Here is a 22,109-nt window from a genome sequence, read left to right on the forward strand (position 1 = left end):
CTTGCGAAGACATCAGACCGTTGGAGAGGCGCGCGGGTTGAGGCTTGGCCATTGCTGGCGCGGTGTCGGGCTTTGCAGCCGGGGCGGCGGCAAGCTTTGAGCGGTGTTGAATTGGGTGAAGTACAACTGCGGCACGTGCCCCGGCAACGCCACCAATGGCGCCGAGCCCGAGCAACACCAGCAATGCTGCATGGTGGAATGATCGTCCTGCTGCGGTGCCGGGATGTCCAGCTGGCCCAGGGCGATGGTCTTGAGCGTGGCGCCATTGGACGAGCAGAAACTGCCCCACAACAATTGCTGCACCGGGTCCTGGGATTTTTGCATCGCGCTGGCCAGCGGCATGGCAAAAGCGTTGAACAGCACTGCAAGGCAGGCGATCCAGACGATTGCAAAGCGTTGACGGGCCATGGCGGACAATCCGTAGGGTTAAACGATCAGGTGGGTATTTAGCCTGATCGTAGGGGATAAGTAAAAAGGGGTGGTGTGGTTTGGTGTCGCAGTGCTATCAGATCGCTGTGGCGTGAAGCTTGAGGCCCAGTGCTTTCATGACCTTCATGATAGTTGCGAATTCGGGGTTGCCAGTGGTGGATAGGGCTTTGTATAGGCTTTCGCGGCCGAGGCCGGCGTCGCGGGCGATTTGGGTCATGCCTTGGGCACGGGCGATGTTGTTCAGGGCCGTACGAATCAGCAGTCCATCCCCGCAATCCTCTTCGAAAGCGGCTTCAAGGTACTCGGCCATGTCCTCGGGGGTCTTGAGGTAGTCCGCGACGTCGAAATCTGTAAATTCAGTCATGGGTTACTCCTTTTTTCAAAGTCTTCAGCAATTTTCTTCGCGTGTTGGATGTCGCGCTTCTGAGTTGATTTATCGCCTCCTATCAGCAGTAGGTAAACCACATCGCCCTTACGCGTGAAGTAAATCCGATACCCAGGACCATAGTGGATGCGCATTTCTGATACGCCGTTTCCTACTGAAACGCAGTCTCCGAAATTGCCATACGTTGCGTTATCTAGCCTTGTCATTACGCGGGCGCGGGCAGGATTTCTGCGTAATGAAACGAGCCACTCCTGAAACTCCTTGGATTTCTTGAAATGAATCATCTCTGATCGTATTCCTTGGGATACACGATGGCAAGTTGCGACGCACTGCAAACGCAGGCATCCCCATTGCGGCTAGCTGATGCGAAACCGCGTGGGGGAGGTTAGGGCGGGGGCTTTTGGCTGAGCCAGCCAGTTGGTTCGGAAGTGTTTGTAGGTGGATTCGGCTTCTCTGCGAAACCTTTACCTCAACCAATGCACTGAGCTGCGATCTGGCGTTTAACCTGGAAGGCTCGAAACGAGAGGAATTGCTCGGCGTTGCGCAATTGATTGAGCTGGCGCAGTTGCTGGCGGATCGTGTGCACAAGGGTTTCGGCTCAGCGACAACTGCAGCCTGACAACACCGTCCAAAGTGTGGGAGCGGGCTTGCTCGCGAATGCGGAGTGTCAGCCACCCAATGTGTTGGCTGACACTCCGCATTCGCGAGCAAGCCCGCTCCCACAGGGGATTTGTGGTGGTTAGAGAGTGGTGATTGCCTGTAGTAGTGCAGGTACTGTGGTGAATTCTCGATCTACCTGAGCCAACACCGGCCGCTTCAACACCAACACCGGCACCCCAAGCGCCCGTGCCACTTCCAGCTTCGGCTCCGTCGCCGTGCTGCCGCTGTTCTTGCTGATCAGCACATCAATCCCACGCCGCTCAAACAACACCCGCTCATCCTCGATCAGAAACGGCCCGCGTGCGCCGATCACTTCACAGCGTTCATTGCCCGGATAAACATCCAGTGCACGCAGTGTCCAGAACTGCTCTGGCGGGATCTCATCAAGGTGCTGCAACGGCTCACGCCCCAACGTGAACAACGGGCGCTTGAAGGGTTTCAACGCTTCAATCAACGAAGCCCAATCACTGACCTCCCGCCAATCATCCCCCGCCTGCGGCTGCCACGCCGGGCGGCGCAAGGCCCAGCAGGGCACGCCGCTCAACTGCGCGGCCTCGGCAGCATTGCGGCTGATCTGTGCTGCATATGGATGGGTCGCGTCGAGAATCAGGCTGATGCCCTCATCCCGAACAAACTGTGCCAAGCCCTGGGCGCCGCCATAACCACCGACCCGTACTTGGCAGGTCAGGTCAGTGGGCACGCGCCCAACACCGGCCAGGCTGTAGATATGTTCCGGGCCCAATGTGCGAGCAATCGCCAGCGCTTCCGTCACGCCACCCAGCAGCAGAATGCGTTTCATAGTGGCTTGACCACTTCCAGCAAGGTGATCGGCAACGCCTGCCGCCACGTATCAAAGTCCCCCAGCGGCTGCGCCTGGGCCACGTGGATGCGCGTCAGTTCGCCGCCATGCTGCGCACGCCAGTCCATCAGGGTCATTTCACTTTGCAGGGTCACGGCGTTGGCGACCAGGCGCCCGCCCGGCCGCAGGTGTTGCCAGCAGGTGTCGAGCACGCCGTCGCGGGTGACGCCGCCGCCGATGAAGATGGCGTCCGGGGCTTCCAGTCCGTTCAACGCCTCGGGCGCCTTGCCGCGAACCAATTGCAGCCCAGGCACGCCAAGGGCGTCGCGATTGTGTTCGATCAAGCCTTGGCGGCCCTCATTGGCTTCAATCGCCAGTGCGCGGCAACTCGGATGCGCGCGCATCCACTCGATGCCGATGGAGCCGCTGCCCGCGCCCACATCCCACAGCAATTCGCCGGGCATCGGCGCGAGGCGGGCCAGGGTCATGGCACGCACATCGCGTTTGGTCAGTTGGCCGTCGTGCTTGAACGCCGAGTCGGGCAAGCCGGCCAGACGTGACAGGCGCTGAGTCTGTGGGTCAGCCACGCAGTCGATGGCAACCAGGTTCAAGTCGGCAACTGAAGCGTGTTGCCAATCCACAGCCAGCCCGTCGATGCGCCGTTCATCCACGCCGCCCAAGTGTTCAAACACAGAAATGCGGCTCGGCCCAAACCCGGACGCGGCCAACAAAGCCGCAATCAACGCCGGACTGCCCCCGTCATTGCTCAACACCAACAACCGCACGCCGCTGGCCAGATGCGCATTCAGCGCCGCCAACGGCCGCGCCACCACCGACAGCGTCACCACGTCCTGCAACGGCCAGCCCAATCGCGCCGCCGCCAACGACACCGACGATGGCGCCGGCAAGATCAGCAGCTCATCCGCCGCCACCTGCCGCGCCAGGCTCGCGCCCACGCCGTAGAACATCGGATCGCCGCTGGCCAGCACGCACACAGGCTCGCCGCGCCGCGCCAGCACCGGTTCCAGGGAAAACGGGCTCGGCCACAACTCGCGCGCGCCACGAATACACACTGGCAACAGGTCCAACTGGCGCTGAGCACCTATAATCCGCGTGGCGCGCAACAGGGCATGCCGGGCATTGCGGCCCAGGCCCTTGAAGCCGTCTTCACCGATGCCTACAACCGTCAGCCAGGGCGACATAAAGATTCCTTGAGCGACATCCGACGGGCAGGCTTTTCATGCCACCGGACAAAGCAGGCATAATACCGCGCCTTTACCCATCGACCGGTAGCCCCGTGAAACAGACGCCCGCTGTGAATACCTTGCGCCCCTCGGCTTGTCCGGGGTTGCTGCGTATCGTCCAGGCGTTGGACGGCGGCATTTGCCGGATCAAACTGGCCGGCGGTTCCATCACCGCTGCGCAGGCCCATGCGGTGGCAGACGCGGCCCAGGCCTATGCGGGCGGGGTGATCGAGGCGACCAACCGGGCCAATCTGCAGATACGCGGAATCGGCGCCGAAGAGAGCGCGTTGATCGCGATGCTGCTGGCGGCCGACCTCGGCCCCAACAACGCCGCTGGCGACGACGTGCGCAACCTGATGCTCAGCCCCAGCGCCGGTATCGACCCGCAGATGCTCTTCGACACGCGCCCGCTGGCCGAACAGATCCTCAATACCCTGCAAAGCCACCCGCGTTTCCATGAGCTGTCGGCCAAATTCGCCGTGCAACTGGATGGCGGCGAAGACCTGGCGATGCTCGAACATCACCATGACCTGTGGTTGTCGGCGTTCGTACGCAATGGCCAGACGCTGCTCGCGTTCGGCCTGGCCGGTTGCCCAGGGCTGGATGCGCCGGTGGCCGCCGTGCCGCTGGAGCAAGGCCATGCATTGGTTGTGGCCGTGCTGGAGGCGTTTCTCGACCTCGCCACGCCAGAGCAAACCCGTATGCGTCATTTGGCTGTGGATAAGTTGTTGAGCCGCCTCAGCCTGCCGGTGCTACCGGCCGACGGCTTCAAACGCCTGCCCAGCGGTGCTTTGCTGCACCTCGGCACTTATCCACAGGTGCAAAAGAATCAGTTCTATGTTGCCGCTCTCGCGCCCTTGGGTCGCCTGGACGCGACGATGCTCAAGGGTGCCGCGCAACTGGCCAGCGACTACGGCGACGGCACGTTGCGCTTCACCCCTTGGCAAGGCGTGCTGCTGCCCAACGTGGAAAAGCCCTACGCCGTGACCGAACGCCTCATGCAGCTGGGCTTTCTGTGCTCGATCGACCAGCCCCTGGCGCGCATGACCGCCTGCACCGGTTCCAGCGGCTGCGGCAAGGCCCTGGCCGACACCAAGGCCGACGCCGTGCAACTGGCCGCCCTGCAAGTGGCGCATGACGTGCACCTGTCCGGCTGCCCGCGTTCCTGCGCCGCCGCGCACACCGCGCCGGTGACCTTGCTGGCCGTGAGCCCCGGCCACTACGACCTCTACTTTCGCGATGCAGCCCAGCCCGGTTTTGGCCGGCTGCATGCGCATGCCCTTTCTATTGAAGCGACGGGCGCCTTGCTGCGCGCCCGCCCACGGAGCAACACCGATGATTGATTACATCCGCGACGGTCAGGAGATCTATCGCAACTCCTTCGCCATTATTCGCGCGGAAGCCAAGTTGGAGCGCATCCCGGCCGACCTGGAAAAACTCGCGGTGCGGGTGATTCATGCCTGCGGCATGGTCGACGCCATCGACGGCCTGCAATTCTCCGAAGGCGCGGGCAAGGCCGGGCGCGATGCGCTGGCCGCTGGTGCGCCGATCTTGTGCGATGCGCGGATGGTCTCCGAAGGCGTGACCCGCGCACGTCTGCCGGCCAACAACGAGGTGATCTGCACCCTGCGCGACGACAGCGTGCCGGAGCTGGCGCGCGAATTGGGCAACACGCGTTCCGCCGCCGCCCTGGAGCTGTGGCGCCCGTACCTGGAAGGCAGCGTGGTGGTGATCGGCAACGCACCGACCGCGTTGTTCTACCTGCTGGAAATGATTGATGCGGGCGCACCGAAACCGGCGTTGATCCTCGGTTTCCCGGTGGGCTTTGTCGGCGCTGCCGAATCCAAGGCGATGCTCGCCGCTGACAGCCGTGGCGTGCCGTTCGTGATCATGCAGGGCCGCCTGGGCGGCAGTGCGATGGCCGCCGCAGCGGTGAATGCCCTGGCCACGGAGGTCGAATAATGCAGGCGCGCGGACGTTTGATTGGCCTGGGTGTAGGCCCCGGTGACCCGGAACTGATCACGCTCAAGGCCTTGCGCCTGCTGCGTGAGTCGCCGGTGGTGGCGTACTTCGTGGCCAAGGGCAAGAAGGGCAACGCCTTCGGCATCATCGAGGACCACCTGGTGCCACAGCAAACGCTGATGCCGCTGGTGTACCCGGTGACCACCGAAGCCTTGCCGGCGCCGATGTCGTACGAGCAAGTGATCAGCGACTTCTACGACGCCGCCAGTGTGGATGTGGCCGCGCACCTGGACGCCGGGCGTGATGTGGCGGTGATCTGCGAAGGCGACCCGTTCTTCTACGGCTCCTACATGTACCTGCACGACCGCCTTGCCGAGCGTTACGACGCGCAAGTCATCCCCGGCGTGTGCTCGATGCTCGGCGGCGCCTCGGTGCTCGGCGCGCCGCTGGTGTATCGCAACCAGAGCCTTTCGGTGCTCTCGGGCGTGTTGCCCCATGACGATCTCAAGCGCCGTCTGGCCGATGCCGACGCCGCTGTGATCATGAAACTGGGCCGCAACTTTCCGAAAGTGCGCCAGGTGCTGGAAGAACTCGGCCTGGCCGGGCGCGCGTTGTATGTGGAGCGCGCCACCATGGCCAATCAAAAGATCGTGCCGCTGGACCAGGTGGATCCGTCGTCGTCGCCGTACTTCTCGCTGATCATCGTGCCGGGTGAACGGTGGCAAGGTTGATGAATCCGGCGATTGTCATTCTGGGTCAGGGCAGCCTGGCCACTGCGCGCAAGATCCAGCAGGTGTACCCGGGCGCGTTGATCCACGGCTTGGCCGCACGGGTTGAAGGCGCGGACCGGACCTACAGCGAATTCGGCGCGACCCTGCGTCAGCTGTATCAACAAGGCACGCCGCTGATTGCGCTGTGCGCCGCCGGCATCGTGATCCGCACCCTGGCGCCGCTGCTGCTGGAAAAAGGCGAAGAGCCTGCCGTGCTGGCGGTGGCCGAAGACGGCAGCGCCGTGGTGCCGCTGCTCGGTGGCCTGGGCGGTGTGAACGTGATGGCGCGGGAGATTGCCGCTGCCTTGAACGTGGCCGCTGCGATCACCACCAGTGGCGAGCTGCGTTTTGGCACCTGCCTGCTCAACCCGCCAAGCGGTTATGAACTGGCCGACCTGGAGCTGGGCAAGCGCTTTGTCTCCGACCTGCTGGCCGGCGCCAGCGTGCGCATCGAAGGCGCGGCGCCGTGGCTGGATCAAGCCGACTTGCCCCAGGATCAGCAGGCGCACCTGGCGATTCACGTGGGCAGTGCCGAACGTGTGCCGGCCGCCAACGAGTTGCTGATCTACCCGAAGAACGTCAGCGTGACCTGCAAGCCGGGCGCACAGTTGGCCGAGCGTGTGCGCGCGGCATTGCATGACGCGGGCATTGCCGTGCAATCCCTCGCCTGCCTGTTGGCCAGCGACACGCAGATGGCCGAAGCCTCGTTGCATGAAGCGGCGCTGGAGCTGGGTGTGCCGCTGCGGTTTACCCGCGTCAGCCAGGACGCCGACATCGTGATTAACGTTGCCGAGCAGCCGTTGGACCTGTCCCAGGTGGGCCGTGTGCGTGGCCGCCTCGCCGTGATCGGCCTGGGCCCTGGCGCGGCCGAGCTGATGGTGCCAGCGGTGAAGGCCGAACTGGCCCGCTGCACCGACGTGCTCGGCTACGAGACCTATGTGCGCATGGCCGGGCCATTCCGTGACGACCAGGTGCAGCACTGCACCGATAACCGCGAAGAAATGCAGCGCGCGCGCCACGCGTTCGAGCTGGCCGCGCAAGGTCGCTCGGTGGTGGTGGTGTCGTCCGGCGACCCGGGTGTGTTTGCCATGGCGTCGGCGGTGATCGAGGCGTTGCATGAGTCCAGTGATCCGGCGTGGCATCAGGTCGACCTGCAAATCCTGCCGGGCGTCTCGGCGTCCCTCGCCACCGCTGCCCAGGCGGGCGCGCCGTTGGGGCATGACTTCTGTGTGATGTCGCTGTCGGACAACCTCAAACCCTGGTCGATCATCGAAAAGCGCCTGGACCTCGCGTCCCAGGCCGACCTGGCGCTGGCGTTCTACAACCCGATCTCGCGCTCGCGGCCGTGGCAGTTGGGGCGTGCCCTGGAAATCGTCGCGCTGCATCGCACGCCTGCAACGCCGGTGGTGTTGGGCCGTGATATCGGGCGCCCGGGCCAGACCCTGCGTGTCACCACCCTTGGGCAACTGACGCCTGAGCAAGTGGACATGCGCACCATGGTGCTGGTCGGCTCATCCACCACGTGCGTGTTCCCGCGCGCCGGTGGTGGCGAGTGGGTGTACACGCCGCGTTGGTACGGCGAGAAACCCGCGTCCTGAAAACAACCTCACGTCGGCCAGAAAGCTCCGAATGACCCAGGGATTTACCTGCGGTTGTCCGGGGCTTTTTCTTTTTTACGCGATGAAATCCGGAAGCCCCGCAGGTACCCCGCGCGATTGCTGGACGCTGGGTTTTGGCGGGTGGCGCCAAGGTATGTTTGTGGCGTGGAAAGCCTGGCGGCCACTGGACTAGTGTGAGGGCAAGCCCCATGTGGGGTGTTTGTGGAGAACTGAAAATGGAGCGACATCACAAAAGGATCATCAGTGCCAAACGACGCAAGTTGATTGCCGCCTACAAGCTGCCAGGCTCGCCGGGAGTGAAGAGCTCATTGCCGGTGGACATGGCGGATGACAGCAATGCGGCGGTGGTCAATAACGGCGTGATCTCATTCTTCGAGGGCATGTCGGCGTTGAATCGGGAATACATTCGCAAAAGCTATTTGCTGGCGAGCAGTTATGTCAGCGATGTGTTGAAGGTCCACCGAGGGACCGAAGCGTGGTACGAAGAATTTATCAAGGTGATGATCAGCCTGGGCTGGCTGCCGCTGCGCAGCAGCTTTGAGCGAGTGGCCAGTTCCGGCAGGGGCCTGACGGTGCAACTGGCGGCGCTGAACATGATTGCCGCGATGCTGGCGTCGACGTCATTGGCCTCGCCGCTATTGGCGGCGTTGCCGAAGTTGGCGGCGGATGCGCTGGAGGCCATGAAGCAGACACCGGCGTCCTTTGAGCTGTTCAAGCGCAACAGCACGGTGCAGGAGGGTGGTGACTTCGGCCTCGCATCCTGTGCACAAACTGATGGCGAAGTGACGATGGTGCTGGTGACCTACAGCACCCGTGGCGTGAGCAAGCAGGTCGGCCTGCCGTTCCTTGAGTGGGACAGCGCCTCTTCCGAGGCCTTCAGCGGGCAGACCTGCCTGGTGTTGAATACCTCGGTGGTCAACGAAAAAACCATCCAGCTGATGCGCGAGAGCGCGGGTGACAAGGTGCAGCTGGCGATCGCCAAATACCGGATCTAAGGCACCAGGTAACCGCGCACCCCGGTAAAGATGATTTGCGCGGCGAGGGCGCACACGAACAAGCCCATCAACCGACTGACAATCTGCAAGCCCTGGTCGCCGAGAATGCGTTCGATGCGGTTGGACAGGTACAGCACCACGCCAACCGTGAGGCTGGCCAGGGCGATGCTGAGGATAGCGGTGAGCTTGTCGTCCCAGTGTGGCTGGCTGACGCCCATCACCAGCAGCGCACCGATGGTGCCGGGGCCGACGGTGAGGGGGATGGTCAGCGGCACGATGGTCACGTCCTGCTGCACGTTGTCGGTCTGCACGGCCGACTTGCCCTGGGCCATGCCCAGGGCGGAGATAAACAGCACGCTGCCGGCGCCGATGCGGAACGCATCCACAGTGATGCCGAACACACTGAAAATCACGCGGCCGAACAGGTAGAGCAGCACGCTCGATACCAGGGTCGCCAAGGCGACTTTCCAGGCCAGGCGCCGCCGTTCCTTGCTGGAGTAGCCACGGGTCAGGCTGATAAAGCAGGACAGCACGAAAAACGGGCTGTAGAGCACCAGCATTTTCAGGTAGACGCTGAATAACACGTGGAGCATGGGGGCGGCTCGTCGGGGGATAAGTGTGCAGAGTCTATCAGGCGGAACCGGTCAAATGTGGGAGCTGGCTTGCCTGCGATAGCGGTGGGTCAGGCAATAGGTGTGTGGCTGATCCACCGCTATCGCAGGCAAGCCAGCTCCCACAGGGGATCGTATTTCAACTTAAGAGGGGGCGTGCTCTGGCCTTTGTTGGCGCTGCGCCACCCAGTATTCCACCAGCTCACGCAACTGTGACAACTCCACCGGCTTGGCCATATGCCCGTCCATCCCGGCCTGGCGCGCGCGTTCCTTGTGTTCCGAGAGGATATGCGCAGTGAGCGCCACCACCGGCGTGCGAATGCGCTGGTGGCTGACTTCCCATGCGCGCAGTTGCTGGGTCGCCGAGAACCCGTCGAGGATCGGCATTTCGCAGTCCATCAACACCAGGTCATAGCGCTGGGCTTTCATCGCTTCCAGCGCTTCCTCGCCATTGCTGGCGGTGTCCGGGTTGAGGTTGAGCTTGCCGAGCATGCCACGGATCACCTTGGTGGAGATGCTGTTGTCTTCGGCCACCAGGATGCGGAAGTCGGCGGGAACGGTCACCGCGGCCGGCGCGCTGGGCACCGTGCGTGGCTGGGTGTTGCCCTTGCTGCGCTGGGTCAGTTCGTCGGCCAGGGTGGTCTTGAGCGTGTAGCCCGCCACCGGCTTGGCGAGGATGCGCTTGATCCCGCTGTTGCGCGCGATGATCTTGCTCGGCGCATTGCTGATGCCGGTGAGCATGATCAACAGGATGTCGTGGTTCAGGCTCGGGTCTTCCTTGATCTTCGCCGCCAATTGCATGCCGGTCATGCCAGGCATGTTCTGGTCCAGCAGCACCACGTCAAAGTAATCGCGCAGGTGGGCCTTGGTGCGCAGCAGCGCCAGGGCTTCCTTGCCGGAAGGCACGGCGCTGACGTTCAGGCCCCAGGCGGTGCATTGCTGCACCAGCACCTTGCGGCAGGTGTCGTTGTCGTCCACTACCAGCACGCGCGCGTCCTTGAGCGGGCCGTCGAGGTCGGAGGTCGGGTGTTCCAGGCGTTCCGGGTCCAGCGGCAACGTCAGCCACAGGGTGCTGCCCTGATGGCTGCCGCTCTTGATGCCGAACTCGCCATTCATCAACAGGATCAGTTGGCGGGCGATGACCAGGCCGAGGTGGCCGCTCAAGCGGGTGGCCGAGAGGAAGTTCTTGCTGTGCAGTTCGCTGTGCAGCAGGGCGTCACGCTCGGCCGCTTCCATCGGCAGGCCGCTGTCTTGCACGGCAATGCGCAGGCGCGGCTTGGTGCTGCGCTCGTCCAGGGCGACGACGATCAGCACTTCGCCTTCATCGGTCTTTTGCAGGGCGTTTTCCAGCAGGCTCAACAGCGCCTGGCGCAGGCGGGTCGGGTCGCCGCTGATGACGCGTGGCACCTGGGGCTGGATAAAGCTGATCAGCTCGACGTTCTGCTGTTCGGCCTTGGCGCGGAAGATGCTCAGGCAGTCTTCGATCAAGGCGTTGAGGTCGAACTGCACGTCGTCCAGTTCGATCTGCCCGGATTCGAGCTTGGAGATATCGAGGATCTCGTTGATCAGCGTGAGCAGTTCGTTGCCGGCGCTGTGGATGGTCTGCACGTAGTCGCGCTGTTTCACCGACAGCGGCGTGCCCAGCAGCAACTCGGTCATGCCCAGCACGCCGTTCATGGGGGTGCGGATTTCGTGGCTGATCTTCGCCAGGAACTCGGCCTTGGCGGCGATTTCGGCGTTGCTGGCGGCGAGGTCGCGGCTGAGGCTGAAACGGGTTTCGACAATGGCGCGCTGGCGTTCACCGAGGGCCAGGCTCATCAGCAAACCGCTGAGGCAGATAAAGGCGAGCAGGGTGATGATCAAGCCTTGCGGCGCCAGCAGCGTGAGGCCGAGCAGGGCGGGGAGGATGATCAGCGTGCCGGTGTTGAATACCACCATCGCGGCGACGAACAGGCGCGCCGGGCGGTAGCCTTTCTGCCAGTGATACGCCGAGACAAACAGCATGCTCAAGCCGGCCAGGGCCACCAGGGCGTAGGTGATGATGTTCAGCGGCAGGGTGTTGACGAACAACAGCAGCAGGCCGCACAGCACGATAAACAGGATGTCGGCCATCAGCAGCTTGTTCAGCGGGTGTGGACCGAGGGGCATGAAGAAGCGATAGGCAAACATCAGCCCGCACGGCGCGGTCAGCAGCAGGGCGAGGTAGGCGCCTGGGGTCTGGATCGCATGCCAGTTCGGCAGCCACGGCCCGACCACGTTGAGCAGCAGCGCCAGGCTCAGCATCAACAGCACTTCGCACGCCGCCAGCCACAGGCTGCTGCGCGAGCGGTGGTAGGCGAAGCGCGTGAGGTTGTGCAGGATCAGCATCAGCAGGCAGCCGAACAGCAGGCCGTAGATCAGCGTCTGGGTCTGGTTGGCGGCGGCGAGGACAGCCGGTTCCAGGGTGATGCAGGGGCGCAGTTCGTGTTCCGAGACCAGGCGCAGGTAGACCTCAAGGGGTTTCTGGCTCTGGGGCATGGGCAGCATGAAATCGCTGCTGGGCAGCGGGCGCTCGGCCTGGGGCTGGCGCGTGCCGGTGCTCTGTTGTTCCACCAGGGTGTCGCCGTCCAGGACGTAGAGGCTCAGGTGGGACAGGTCCGGGGCAAACACCCGCAGCACTTGCTCGTGCTTGCCGGGTTGCAGCTTGAAGCGTACCCACAACGCACCGTCGGGCTGCGCAGCAGTGATCCGGTCGAGTTCGATGGGGCTGAATTGATTGGTGTAGCGGGGGGAGCGGATGTCGCTTAGTTGCAGGTCGGCCTGTTCATCAAGCAATACCGCCCAACCACTGCCTTGCGCCGCAGCCTGGGCCGGGAACAAGCAGAGCAGTGTCAGCAGACTGACTGTGAAACCTATGGCGATCCTGAGCCAGCGCACGGCGAAATCCCTTCGTAGGTTGATGCACGGGTTAACTATGCGCGGGGCGACATGTGTACGGCAAGGGCCAGGGGCCCTTGCCTAACCGAACGGATAGCTACTTACTGGTTCTCGCCACGTTCACGGGCAATCGCGCGATAGCCGATGTCGGTGCGGTAGAAACAGCCTTTCCAGTCGATCTTCGCGGCCAGCTTGTACGCCTGCTGTTGCGCGGCGTCCACACTGGCACCCATCGCGGTGGCGCACAGTACGCGGCCACCTGCGGTCACAACCTTGCCATCCTTGAGCGCGGTGCCCGCATGGAACACCTTGCCTTCCAGCGTAGCAGCTGCGTCCAGGCCTTCAATCACATCGCCCTTGGCGTAGTCGGCCGGGTAACCGCCGGCGGCCAGCACAATGCCGACGCTCGGACGTGGATCCCACTGCGCTTCAACCTTGTCCAGGGCCTGGGCCAGGGCGGCTTCCACCAGCAATACCAGGCTCGACTGCAGGCGCAGCATCACTGGTTGGGTTTCCGGGTCGCCGAAGCGGCAGTTGAACTCGATGACCTTCGGGTTACCGGCCTTGTCGATCATCAGGCCCGCGTAGAGGAAACCGGTGTACACGTTGCCTTCGTCGGCCATGCCACGCACGGTTGGCCAGATCACCAGGTCCATGACGCGCTGGTGCACGTCAGCGGTGACCACCGGAGCCGGGGAGTACGCACCCATGCCGCCAGTGTTCGGGCCGCTGTCGCCGTCGCCGACGCGTTTGTGGTCCTGGCTGGTGGCCATCGGCAAGACGTTCTTGCCGTCGACCATCACGATGAAGCTGGCTTCTTCGCCGTCGAGGAATTCCTCGATCACCACGCGCGAACCGGCTTCACCAAAGGCATTGCCGGCGAGCATGTCGCGCACGGCGTCTTCGGCTTCTTGCAGGGTCATGGCGACGATCACGCCTTTACCGGCGGCCAGGCCATCGGCCTTGATCACGATCGGCGCACCTTTTTCACGCAGGTAAGCCAGGGCTGGCTCGATCTCGGTGAAGTTCTGGTAGTCGGCGGTCGGGATCTTGTGGCGCGCGAGGAAATCCTTGGTGAACGCCTTGGAGCCTTCCAGCTGGGCAGCGCCAGCGGTCGGGCCGAAGCAGTCCAGGCCACGGCTGCGGAACAGGTCCACGACGCCGGCAACCAGTGGCACTTCCGGACCGACGATGGTCAGGGAGACGTTCTTCTCCGCGAAGTCCGCCAGCTGCTCCAGGGCCAGCACGTCGATAGCGACGTTCTCGCACTTGGCTTCAATGGCGGTGCCGGCGTTGCCGGGTGCGACGAAAACTTTCTGGACGCGTGGGTCCTGGGCAACTTTCCAGGCCAGGGCGTGTTCACGGCCACCGCTGCCAATGATCAAAACATTCATTTCAAAAACCTCGGATGACGCTGAATTCTTGGGAGCACTGTGGGCTGCTTTTTGTGGGAGCTGGCTTGCCTGCGATGCTGGCGCCTCGGTGTATCAGGTGCACCGAGGTGATGCTATCGCAGGCAAGCCAGCTCCCACAGAAGCCAGTGCCCACCAGGCAATTTTGGATCAGTGGCGGAAGTGGCGCATGCCAGTGAAGACCATGGCGATGCCGGCTTCATCAGCCGCTGCAATCACCTCGGCATCACGCATCGAGCCACCTGGTTGGATCACGGCCGTCACGCCCGCTTTCGCGGCGTTGTCCAAACCATCGCGGAACGGGAAGAACGCATCGGAAGCCATCACCGAACCCACTACCTGCAAACCGGCGTGCTCAGCCTTGATCGCGGCGATACGCGCCGAGTTCACGCGGCTCATCTGGCCGGCGCCGACACCGATGGTCTGGCGGTTCTTGGCGTAGACGATGGCGTTGGATTTGACGTACTTGGCCACTTTCCAGGCGAAGATCAGGTCGTTGATCTCTTGCTCGGTCGGTGCGCGCTGGGTCACGACTTTCAGGTCTTCGCTGCCGATCATGCCGATGTCGCGGCTCTGTACCAGCAGGCCGCCATTGACGCGCTTGTAGTCCCAGGCCGCAGCGCGGTCAGCCGACCACTCGCCGCAGGCCAGCAGGCGCACGTTGGCTTTGGCCGCCACGATGGCGCGGGCTTCTTCACTGACGCTTGGGGCGATGATCACTTCCACGAACTGACGCTCGACGATCGCCTTGGCGGTCTCGGCATCCAGCTCACGGTTGAAGGCGATGATGCCGCCGAACGCGGATTCGGTATCGGTGGCGTAGGCCAGTTCGTACGCCTGGCGGATACCGCCTTCAGCGTCCGGGCTCACGGCCACGCCGCACGGGTTGGCGTGCTTGACGATGACGCAAGCGGGCTTGACGAAGCTCTTCACACATTCCAGCGCGGCGTCGGTGTCGGCCACGTTGTTGTAGGACAGTTCCTTGCCTTGCAGCTGGGTCGCGGTGGCGATGCCCACTTCGGCGGGCTTGGCTTCAACGTAGAACGCCGCGCTCTGGTGCGGGTTCTCGCCGTAGCGCATTTCCTGGGCCTTGATGAACTGGCTGTTGAAGGTGCGCGGGAACTGGCTGCGGCCTTCGGTCGACAGGGTTTCAGCGGCCTGGTTAACCGTGCCCATGTAGTTGGCGATCATGCCGTCGTAGGCGGCGGTGTGTTCGAACGCCTTGAGCATCAGGTCGAAACGCTGGGCGTAGGTCAGGCCGCCGGCTTTCAGGCTTTCCAGCACATTGGCGTAGTCGCTGGCGTTAACCACGATGGCCACGTCTTTGTGGTTCTTGGCTGCCGAACGCACCATGGTCGGGCCGCCGATATCGATGTTTTCGATAGCGGTCGGCAGGTCGCAGCCTGGCTTGTTGATGGTGGCTTCGAACGGGTACAGGTTAACGGCCACCAGGTCGATCGGCTTGATGCCGTGCTCGGCCATGATCGCATCGTCGGTGCCGCGACGGCCGAGGATGCCGCCGTGGATTTTCGGGTGCAGGGTCTTGACCCGACCGTCCATCATTTCTGCGAAACCGGTGTAGTCCGCCACTTCTACTGCGGCCACGCCGTTGTCCTGCAGCAGTTTGAAGGTCCCGCCCGTGGAGAGGATTTCCACGCCCAGGGCTTCCAGCTCCCGGGCAAATTCGAGGATGCCGGTCTTGTCGGAAACGCTGATCAAGGCGCGGCGGATCGGCAGGCGGGTAGTCTGGTCGGTCATTTCAATTTCCATCAAAAGCAAAGGAGTCAGCAAAAAAGGCGACCGTTTTTTACGCGGGCGCCTTTCTGGTTTGATTGAATGCTTACAACAAATCGTACTGCTTGAGCTTTTTGCGCAAGGTGCCACGGTTGAGGCCCAGCAGCTCACTGGCTTTGGTCTGGTTGCCCTTGACGTAGTTCATTACGCTTTCGAGCAAGGGCGCCTCGACTTCGGAGAGCACCAGGTTGTACACGTCCGTGACGGAAGCGCCCTCAAGGTGGGCGAAATAATTGTGCAGCGCCTTCTCGACACTCCCGCGAAGGGTCTGGCCTTCTTCGCTTGGCGTGTTCAGGTGCTGTTTCAAATTGACGTTGTCGCTCACGGGTGTTGTTCCACTCACTAAAGTCTCGGTCATCATCGTCATGCGGCCACCCCCTCTCCGTCCCCTGTCCCCAGGCTCTTGTAACGCTCGCTGAAGAACTCACGAACGTTGGCGCACTGTGCTTCCGTATCATCCAAACGATTGAAGTGGGCGCGAAACTCCCTGGCGCCCGGCAGGGTTGCGAGATACCAGCCGACATGCTTGCGAGCAATGCGTACTCCCATCACGTCTCCGTAGAAGGCGTGCAGGGCGGCCAGATGCTCTAGCAGAATACGTTCCACCTCGATCAACTCTGGTGCCGGCAACACTTCGCCGGTACGCAGAAAATGCTCGATCTCACGGAAAATCCATGGCCGCCCCTGGGCAGCCCGGCCAATCAACAAGCCATCGGCGCCGGTAGCGTGGAGTACGCGCCGGGCTTTCTCGGCTGAGTCGATGTCGCCATTGGCAAAGACCGGCATCGACACCGCCTGCTTGATCGCAGCGATGGTGTCGTACTCGGCTTCACCGGTGTAAAGGTCGGCGCGGGTGCGGCCATGCACCGCCAGCGCTGTAATTCCTGCCTGTTCGGCGATCTTCGCCACCGTCAGGCCGTTCTTGTTGTCCCGGTCCCAGCCGGTACGGATCTTCAGGGTCACCGGCACATCCACTGCGGCGACAACGGCCTGCAGGATCTCGGCAACCAACTGCTCATCTTTCAACAGCGCAGAACCGGCGGCCTTGTTGCAGACCTTCTTGGCCGGGCAGCCCATGTTGATGTCGATGATCTGCGCCCCCAACTCCACGTTGGCCCGGGCCGCATCCGCCAGCATCTGTGCATCACCACCGGCGATCTGTACCGAGCGTGGCTCGGGATCACCTTCGTGGATCATGCGCATCCGCGATTTGCGGGTGTTCCACAAGCTCATGTCGCTGGTGACCATTTCCGAGACTACAAGACCTGCGCCCAAACGCTTGCACAGCTGACGAAAGGGCTGGTCGGTGACGCCCGCCATCGGGGCGAGAATCAAGCCGTTGTGCAATGTATATGGGCCGATGCGTACCGCCGACATAGGACTTCCCTGTTGTGGGGCCGGATCATTAGAGTTCGAAAAAGGGTTGGCATGATACCCGCTCTCGATGACTGGATAAAGGCTGAATTGGATAAAATCTGAACAGTTATTTGTTTATCGCCGCCGGTTTGGTTGCGCGGCGAAAAGTCAACAAACCGCCGTCAAGGCTTTGTATGCCGGCCGATTCACTCGGGCGAGTGAAAGCTCAGGCTGTAATTCACGGCTTTGTTGCCTGGATCAAGGATGTCCAGGGAGATGTGGATCGGCGTTTGCGACGGCATTTCGCTGACCCCGGCCAATTCGCCGCTCAGATATTCGGCAGGCTTGAAGCGACGACTGGCAATCAGGCTGCCGTTGAGGTCGGCAAAGCGCAGCTCCAGCAGCGGGAAGGGCTGGGAGAAGGTGGCACGGTTATAGATGATGGCATCGACCACCAGCGCGCCGGCGAACTCCGGGTGGCTACGCACCACCAGGTTGCTGCTCTTGATGTGGGCGATGTCGACCCGTGACGGCACGGTGCAGCCGAGTGTCGGGCACAGTTGCTGGAACCATGGGCGATAGGCGTCCTGGCGGGCCAGGTCGTCGAATTGATAGGCGATGTACTGGCCGGCGAGGCCTGCGGCGGCGATCAGCACCAGCAGGATCCAGATCAGGCGGCGGCCCCAGCCCTTCGGGCGTTTTTGTGCGTAGAGGTGCAGCGGGTCGTCTTCCAGGTCCTGGAGTACTTCGTCGTGCACGCTGGTGGTAGCGCGTGGGCGCTTGCGGCGCGGGGCGGCGCGCTCGTCGGCGTCCTGTTCCTCTGCGGCATGGGTCAGCGGCGTGAACGGCGGGTCGATGTCGTCTTCATTCGGCGTCGAGCGCAGTGGCGGCTCGTCGTCCAGGTCGTCGGTGTGCAATGACATGGACGGTTCGGTGCGTTGCCTGGTCGCAGGTGCGTTCGTCGGTTCGGCGTCATCTTCGGCGGATGCGACGCGTTCTGCCGGCGGTTCGCTGAACAGGCTGGCGGCCCACTTCTCTTCCTCGGCCTTGACGGTGTCGCGGCTGGCGCTGAGGGGTTCGTCCTTTTGGCGGCGGTCGGTGCCCGGTTGGCGACGTTCTGCGCCCAACGGTTGGGTGTGCTGAATCTCGCGGCGTTCGAGCTTGGCCAGTTCCTGGTCGAGGTCGAGGTTGTCGAGGTCCAGCTCTTCGGCGGTCCATTGCTTCTGGCTGATGGCGCGGGGCGCCTCGGGGACCGGTTCAACGCTGCTCGGCACCTCGGGTTCCGCCGCCGTGGCGCTGGCGCGCTGCTCCAGCAGCTGGCGCACCGCATTGAACACTTGCAGGCACGAGCCGCAACGCACCACGCCGCGGGCCACGCTCAGTTGAGCGTGGTTGACGCGAAAGCGCGCTTGGCAATGTGGGCACTGGGTGACGAAACTGTCGCTCATGCGGTCATCCGATTCAGGCAAGCGCTCATTCTAGCGCCGACGCCCGCTGATGCGTACCCAGCCATCACGGTTGGCGATGGGGTCCAGTTCGAAATCCTTGGCGTAGGCGGCGGCCACGTCTTCACCTTGTTCGGCGAGGATGCCCGACAGGGCCAGGCGGCCCCCCGGCTTGACCAGGCTCGACAGCTGCGGCGCCAGGGAAACCAGCGGCCCGGCGAGGATATTCGCCACCAGCACATCGGCCTGCACCTGCGGCAGGTCTTGCGGCAGATAGAGTGGGAATTTGCCTTCAGCAATGTTGTTGCGGCCGGCGTTGTCGCGGGAGGCTTCCAGGGCCTGCACGTCGATATCGGTGCCCACGGCCTCCTTGGCGCCCAACAGCAGGGCGGCAATCGCCAGGATGCCCGAGCCGCAACCGAAGTCCAGCACGTTGCTGTCGGTCAGGTCCTGGCCGTCCAGCCATTCCAGGCACAGCGCGGTGGTGGGGTGGGTGCCGGTGCCGAACGCAAGGCCCGGGTCCAGCAGCAGATTCACCGCGTCAGGCTCAGGTGCGGCGTGCCAGCTCGGCACGATCCACAGGCGCTGGCCGAAACGCATCGGCTGGAAGTTGTCCATCCAGCTGCGTTCCCAGTCCTGGTCTTCGATGACTTCGCTGTGATGCTCCGGCAGCGGGCCGCCGGTGAGCAGTTCCATATGGGCCAGGACGGCGGCTGCATCGGTGCCGTCTTCGAACAGGGCCAGCAAGTGGGTGTGGGACCACAGTGGGGTGGTGTTGAGCTCGGGTTCGAAGATCGGCTGGTCTTCGGCGTCCATGAAGGTCACCGACACCGCGCCCACTTCGAGGAACGCGTCTTCGTAGGTTTCGGCTTGTTCTGGGCTGATGGCGAGACGGACTTGCAGCCAAGGCATGGCGGGCACCTTTGAAAAAATTGAATGTGCGACGGGTGGGCCGCGAAAGCGCGCAAGTTTACGCGAGCGGCGGGCAGAAGACGACACTACTGACTGCACTCGGTCAAAATGTGGGAGCTGGCTTGCCTGCGATAGCGGAGTGTCAGCAGAGTATTGCTTCACTGATCCACCGCTATCGCAGGCAAGCCAGCTCCCACACTATTTTGTGGTGTCTTTTGTATCCCAGAAACAACAAAACCGCCCGAAGGCGGCTTTGTCTGGTGGAACGCTTACTGGTTAGCCAGCTTGTGTTCCAGGTAGTGAATGTTCACACCACCTTCGCAGAAGCCTTCATCGCGGACCAGGTCCCGGTGCAGCGGGATGTTGGTCTTGATGCCGTCTACCACGATTTCGTCCAGGGCATTGCGCATACGGGCCATGGCCTCGTCGCGGGTCGCGCCCCAGGTGATCAGCTTGCCGATCAGCGAGTCGTAGTTGGACGGAACCTTGTAGCCGCTGTACAGGTGCGAATCGACGCGAACGCCGTTGCCGCCTGGAGCATGGAAATGCTTGACCAGGCCTGGACTTGGGATAAAGGTTTTCGGGTCTTCGGCGTTGATGCGGCACTCCAGGGAGTGGCCGTGCATCTTCACGTCGTCCTGGGTGAAGGACAGCGGGTTGCCAGCGGCGATGCTCAGCATCTCCTTGACGATGTCGATACCGGTGACCATCTCCGAAACCGGGTGCTCTACCTGCACACGAGTGTTCATCTCGATGAAGTAGAAACGGCCGTTCTCGTAGAGGAACTCAAAGGTACCGGCGCCACGGTAGTTGATGTCGATGCACGCCTTGACGCAGCGCGCCAGGACTTCTTCGCGCGCTTTTTCGTCGAGGCCCGGTGCCGGAGCTTCTTCCAGTACCTTCTGGTGACGACGTTGCAGCGAGCAATCGCGGTCGCCCAGGTGGATGGCGTGGCCCTGGCCGTCGGACAGTACTTGCACTTCCACGTGACGTGGGTTGGTCAGGTACTTTTCCAGGTAGACCATCGGGTTGCCGAACCAGGCACCCGCTTCGGAGCGAGTCTGCTTGGCCGCTTCGATCAGGTCTTCTTCCTTGTGCACAACGCGCATGCCGCGACCACCACCGCCACCGGCGGCCTTGATGATCACCGGGTAACCGACTTCGCGACCAATGCGCAGAGCGGTTTCCTCGTCTTCCGGCAGCGGGCCGTCGGAACCGGGAACGGTTGGCACGCCGGCCGCGATCATCGCGTCCTTGGCCGACACCTTGTCGCCCATCAGGCGAATGGTCTCGGCTTTCGGGCCGATGAAGGCGAAGCCGGATTTTTCCACCTGTTCGGCGAAATCGGCGTTTTCCGCGAGGAAGCCGTAGCCTGGGTGGATGCCATCAGCGCCGGTCACTTCAGCGGCCGCGATGATGTTCGAGACTTTCAGGTACGAGTTCGTGGCCAGTGGCGGGCCGATGCAGATGCTTTCGTCCGCCAGTTTCACGTGCATCAATTCGGTATCGGCCGTCGAGTAAACAGCGACGGTCTTGATGCCCTCTTCCTTACAGGCGCGCAGGATCCGCAGCGCGATCTCGCCGCGGTTGGCGATCAGGACTTTTTGCAGTTTCTTCGCAGGTTTCAACATCGAAGGCGCTCCGCGGTTCAAACGATGGTGAACAGCGGCTGGTCGTACTCAACCGGCTGACCGTTTTCTACCAGGATGGATTCGATCACGCCGGCTTTTTCAGCGGTGATGTGGTTCATCATCTTCATCGCTTCGACGATGCAGATGGTGTCGCCCACTTTCACGGTTGCGCCGACTTCAACGAAGGCTGGCGAGGTCGGTGCCGGGGTGCGGTAGAACGTACCGACCATTGGCGACTTGACCACGAAACCGTTCAGCACAGGTGCGGCTGGCGCTGCAGGAGCGGCGGCGGCAGGTGCAGCAGCTGGAGCAGCGGCTGGCGCCGGTGCTTGCATTTGCGGTGCGTAGAACTGTTGGGCCGGGGTCTTGCTGTGGCGGCTGATCCGTACGGACTCTTCGCCTTCCTTGATTTCCAGCTCGTCGATACCGGACTCTTCCAGCAGCTCGATCAGTTTCTTAACTTTACGGATATCCATGAATCATCAACTCCCAAGGGTCGGTCAGGGGCGCTTGGCCGGTTGTTCAATGTGTTCCAGGGCGGCCTCCAGGGCCAGTCGGTAACCGCTGGCGCCAAGGCCGCAGATCACACCTACCGCTACATCGGAGAAGTAGGAGTGATGGCGGAAAGCTTCGCGTTTGTGCACGTTGGACAAATGCACTTCGATGAATGGGATGCTCACCGCCAGCAGCGCGTCACGTAATGCAACACTTGTATGCGTAAAAGCGGCGGGATTGATCAGGATAAAGTCCACGCCTTCGCCGCGCGCGGCATGGATGCGATCAATCAATTCGTACTCGGCGTTGCTTTGCAGGTAGAGCAGATGGTGGCCGGCTTCACGGGCCCGGCGTTCCAGATCGAGGTTGATCTGTTCCAGGGTCACTGCCCCGTAGACGCCCGGTTCACGGGTGCCGAGCAGGTTCAGGTTGGGTCCGTGCAGAACCAGAAAGGTCGCCATCGGCTGTTCCTTGTTATTGATAGGGGTACGGCAGAACCCGGCGACTATGCCGCAAAGCCTTTGTGACTGTCCAGTTCTATGCAGTAGGCAGCACGATTAGCGAGGATAGCGCAAAATTTGTGACTGCAAGGCTGGATCCGGTCAGTGTGGGAGCTGGCTTGCCTGCGATAGCTATCTGTCAGTTGAAGCATCTTTGACTGATGTACCGCTATC

Annotated in this window: 21 protein-coding genes; 5 read left to right on the top strand and 16 right to left on the bottom strand. The window is 62.5% G+C overall.

Features of this window, described 5'->3' with window-relative positions; translation table 11 throughout:
* Positions 1-12: 12 nt before the first annotated feature.
* From J1G37_RS17115 to cbiE, 5 genes are all read right to left on the bottom strand, one after another.
* Positions 13-408 carry a DUF2946 domain-containing protein gene (locus J1G37_RS17115; protein WP_207043648.1) on the bottom strand — a complete coding sequence of 132 codons (396 nt, stop codon included), beginning with the start codon at positions 406-408 and terminating at the stop codon, positions 13-15.
* Between the two features lie 97 nt (positions 409-505).
* Positions 506-793: an addiction module antidote protein gene (locus J1G37_RS17120; RefSeq protein ID WP_207043650.1), complete on the bottom strand. Its 288-nt coding sequence runs from the start codon at positions 791-793 to the stop codon at positions 506-508.
* Positions 790-1,098 carry a type II toxin-antitoxin system RelE/ParE family toxin gene (locus J1G37_RS17125; RefSeq protein WP_185705212.1) on the bottom strand — a complete coding sequence of 103 codons (309 nt, stop codon included), beginning with the start codon at positions 1,096-1,098 and terminating at the stop codon, positions 790-792. Before J1G37_RS17125 ends, J1G37_RS17120 begins: the two co-directional genes overlap by 4 nt.
* A 455-nt stretch (positions 1,099-1,553) precedes the next feature.
* Entirely contained in the window at positions 1,554-2,273 is a 720-nt protein-coding gene (locus tag J1G37_RS17130; protein ID WP_207043652.1) for a cobalt-precorrin-6A reductase, read from the bottom strand.
* Positions 2,270-3,475 (bottom strand): precorrin-6y C5,15-methyltransferase (decarboxylating) subunit CbiE, encoded by a 1,206-nt coding sequence (gene cbiE / locus J1G37_RS17135; RefSeq protein WP_207043653.1) that lies wholly within the window; start codon positions 3,473-3,475, stop codon positions 2,270-2,272. The genes J1G37_RS17130 and cbiE overlap by 4 nt, the downstream gene beginning before the upstream one ends.
* Before the next feature lie 38 nt (positions 3,476-3,513).
* Between cbiE and cobG the strand changes: the two genes are divergently transcribed.
* The 5 genes from cobG (at position 3,514) to J1G37_RS17160 (ending at position 8,863) form a co-directional block, all read left to right on the top strand.
* Positions 3,514-4,860: a precorrin-3B synthase gene (cobG, locus tag J1G37_RS17140; protein ID WP_207043655.1), complete on the top strand. Its 1,347-nt coding sequence runs from the start codon at positions 3,514-3,516 to the stop codon at positions 4,858-4,860.
* Entirely contained in the window at positions 4,853-5,479 is a 627-nt protein-coding gene (locus tag J1G37_RS17145; RefSeq protein WP_207043657.1) for a precorrin-8X methylmutase, read from the top strand. The genes cobG and J1G37_RS17145 overlap by 8 nt, the downstream gene beginning before the upstream one ends.
* The gene (locus tag J1G37_RS17150) at positions 5,479-6,210 is read left to right on the top strand and encodes a precorrin-2 C(20)-methyltransferase (RefSeq protein ID WP_207043659.1); all 732 of its coding nucleotides are present in this window, start codon (positions 5,479-5,481) and stop codon (positions 6,208-6,210) included. The genes J1G37_RS17145 and J1G37_RS17150 overlap by 1 nt, the downstream gene beginning before the upstream one ends.
* Positions 6,210-7,847, top strand: a complete 1,638-nt coding sequence (gene cobJ, locus J1G37_RS17155; protein ID WP_207043661.1) for a precorrin-3B C(17)-methyltransferase — start codon at positions 6,210-6,212, stop codon at positions 7,845-7,847. Before J1G37_RS17150 ends, cobJ begins: the two co-directional genes overlap by 1 nt.
* A gap of 236 nt (positions 7,848-8,083) precedes the next feature.
* On the top strand, positions 8,084-8,863 hold the full coding sequence (locus J1G37_RS17160) for a hypothetical protein (RefSeq protein WP_207043662.1): 780 nt from the start codon (positions 8,084-8,086) through the stop codon (positions 8,861-8,863).
* Here J1G37_RS17160 and J1G37_RS17165 read toward each other — a convergent pair.
* The 11 genes from J1G37_RS17165 to aroQ form a co-directional block, all read right to left on the bottom strand.
* Positions 8,860-9,456 (bottom strand): MarC family protein, encoded by a 597-nt coding sequence (locus J1G37_RS17165; protein ID WP_003171467.1) that lies wholly within the window; start codon positions 9,454-9,456, stop codon positions 8,860-8,862. The two genes, J1G37_RS17160 and J1G37_RS17165, sit on opposite strands and share 4 nt — an antisense overlap.
* Positions 9,457-9,618: 162 nt before the next feature.
* Positions 9,619-12,390 carry a hybrid sensor histidine kinase/response regulator gene (locus J1G37_RS17170; RefSeq protein ID WP_207043664.1) on the bottom strand — a complete coding sequence of 924 codons (2,772 nt, stop codon included), beginning with the start codon at positions 12,388-12,390 and terminating at the stop codon, positions 9,619-9,621.
* 101 nt (positions 12,391-12,491) lie between these two features.
* On the bottom strand, positions 12,492-13,784 hold the full coding sequence (gene purD, locus J1G37_RS17175; RefSeq protein ID WP_207043666.1) for a phosphoribosylamine--glycine ligase: 1,293 nt from the start codon (positions 13,782-13,784) through the stop codon (positions 12,492-12,494).
* 168 nt (positions 13,785-13,952) lie between these two features.
* Positions 13,953-15,560, bottom strand: coding sequence for a bifunctional phosphoribosylaminoimidazolecarboxamide formyltransferase/IMP cyclohydrolase (purH, locus tag J1G37_RS17180; protein WP_207043668.1), 1,608 nt, complete (start codon positions 15,558-15,560; stop codon positions 13,953-13,955).
* A gap of 82 nt (positions 15,561-15,642) precedes the next feature.
* Positions 15,643-15,963 (bottom strand): DNA-binding transcriptional regulator Fis, encoded by a 321-nt coding sequence (fis, locus tag J1G37_RS17185; RefSeq protein ID WP_002555375.1) that lies wholly within the window; start codon positions 15,961-15,963, stop codon positions 15,643-15,645.
* Entirely contained in the window at positions 15,960-16,973 is a 1,014-nt protein-coding gene (gene dusB / locus J1G37_RS17190; protein ID WP_017738533.1) for a tRNA dihydrouridine synthase DusB, read from the bottom strand. The genes fis and dusB overlap by 4 nt, the downstream gene beginning before the upstream one ends.
* Positions 16,974-17,158: 185 nt before the next feature.
* Positions 17,159-18,400: a DUF3426 domain-containing protein gene (locus tag J1G37_RS17195; RefSeq protein WP_207043670.1), complete on the bottom strand. Its 1,242-nt coding sequence runs from the start codon at positions 18,398-18,400 to the stop codon at positions 17,159-17,161.
* A gap of 30 nt (positions 18,401-18,430) precedes the next feature.
* Entirely contained in the window at positions 18,431-19,309 is an 879-nt protein-coding gene (gene prmA / locus J1G37_RS17200) for a 50S ribosomal protein L11 methyltransferase (protein ID WP_207043672.1), read from the bottom strand.
* Between the two features lie 269 nt (positions 19,310-19,578).
* On the bottom strand, positions 19,579-20,940 hold the full coding sequence (accC, locus tag J1G37_RS17205) for an acetyl-CoA carboxylase biotin carboxylase subunit (protein WP_017738536.1): 1,362 nt from the start codon (positions 20,938-20,940) through the stop codon (positions 19,579-19,581).
* 17 nt (positions 20,941-20,957) lie between these two features.
* Complete coding sequence (gene accB, locus J1G37_RS17210) at positions 20,958-21,416, bottom strand: acetyl-CoA carboxylase biotin carboxyl carrier protein (RefSeq protein WP_064450485.1); 459 nt, start codon at positions 21,414-21,416, stop codon at positions 20,958-20,960.
* Positions 21,417-21,440: 24 nt separating this feature from the next.
* Positions 21,441-21,896, bottom strand: coding sequence for a type II 3-dehydroquinate dehydratase (gene aroQ / locus J1G37_RS17215; RefSeq protein ID WP_017738538.1), 456 nt, complete (start codon positions 21,894-21,896; stop codon positions 21,441-21,443).
* Positions 21,897-22,109 lie beyond the last annotated feature (213 nt).

Origin of the sequence: Pseudomonas sp. Marseille-Q1929 (assembly GCF_017316265.1) — a bacterium.
Classification (GTDB): domain Bacteria; phylum Pseudomonadota; class Gammaproteobacteria; order Pseudomonadales; family Pseudomonadaceae; genus Aquipseudomonas.

Bases quoted from the DNA above. Each gene is read 5' to 3' on its own strand.
- J1G37_RS17150 (WP_207043659.1), top strand. From the start codon at position 5,479: ATGCAGGCGCGCGGACGTTTGATTGGCCTGGGTGTAGGCCCCGGTGAC.
- J1G37_RS17160 (WP_207043662.1), top strand. From the start codon at position 8,084: ATGGAGCGACATCACAAAAGGATCATCAGTGCCAAACGACGCAAGTTG.
- accC (WP_017738536.1), bottom strand. From the start codon at position 20,940: ATGTTGAAACCTGCGAAGAAACTGCAAAAAGTCCTGATCGCCAACCGC.
- cobJ (WP_207043661.1), top strand. From the start codon at position 6,210: ATGAATCCGGCGATTGTCATTCTGGGTCAGGGCAGCCTGGCCACTGCG.
- purH (WP_207043668.1), bottom strand. From the start codon at position 15,560: ATGACCGACCAGACTACCCGCCTGCCGATCCGCCGCGCCTTGATCAGC.
- J1G37_RS17130 (WP_207043652.1), bottom strand. From the start codon at position 2,273: ATGAAACGCATTCTGCTGCTGGGTGGCGTGACGGAAGCGCTGGCGATT.
- J1G37_RS17125 (WP_185705212.1), bottom strand. From the start codon at position 1,098: ATGATTCATTTCAAGAAATCCAAGGAGTTTCAGGAGTGGCTCGTTTCA.
- dusB (WP_017738533.1), bottom strand. From the start codon at position 16,973: ATGTCGGCGGTACGCATCGGCCCATATACATTGCACAACGGCTTGATT.
- fis (WP_002555375.1), bottom strand. From the start codon at position 15,963: ATGACGATGATGACCGAGACTTTAGTGAGTGGAACAACACCCGTGAGC.
- J1G37_RS17120 (WP_207043650.1), bottom strand. From the start codon at position 793: ATGACTGAATTTACAGATTTCGACGTCGCGGACTACCTCAAGACCCCC.
- J1G37_RS17165 (WP_003171467.1), bottom strand. From the start codon at position 9,456: ATGCTCCACGTGTTATTCAGCGTCTACCTGAAAATGCTGGTGCTCTAC.
- J1G37_RS17145 (WP_207043657.1), top strand. From the start codon at position 4,853: ATGATTGATTACATCCGCGACGGTCAGGAGATCTATCGCAACTCCTTC.
- prmA (WP_207043672.1), bottom strand. From the start codon at position 19,309: ATGCCTTGGCTGCAAGTCCGTCTCGCCATCAGCCCAGAACAAGCCGAA.
- cobG (WP_207043655.1), top strand. From the start codon at position 3,514: ATGCCACCGGACAAAGCAGGCATAATACCGCGCCTTTACCCATCGACC.
- accB (WP_064450485.1), bottom strand. From the start codon at position 21,416: ATGGATATCCGTAAAGTTAAGAAACTGATCGAGCTGCTGGAAGAGTCC.
- cbiE (WP_207043653.1), bottom strand. From the start codon at position 3,475: ATGTCGCCCTGGCTGACGGTTGTAGGCATCGGTGAAGACGGCTTCAAG.
- J1G37_RS17115 (WP_207043648.1), bottom strand. From the start codon at position 408: ATGGCCCGTCAACGCTTTGCAATCGTCTGGATCGCCTGCCTTGCAGTG.
- purD (WP_207043666.1), bottom strand. From the start codon at position 13,784: ATGAATGTTTTGATCATTGGCAGCGGTGGCCGTGAACACGCCCTGGCC.
- J1G37_RS17195 (WP_207043670.1), bottom strand. From the start codon at position 18,400: ATGAGCGACAGTTTCGTCACCCAGTGCCCACATTGCCAAGCGCGCTTT.
- aroQ (WP_017738538.1), bottom strand. From the start codon at position 21,896: ATGGCGACCTTTCTGGTTCTGCACGGACCCAACCTGAACCTGCTCGGC.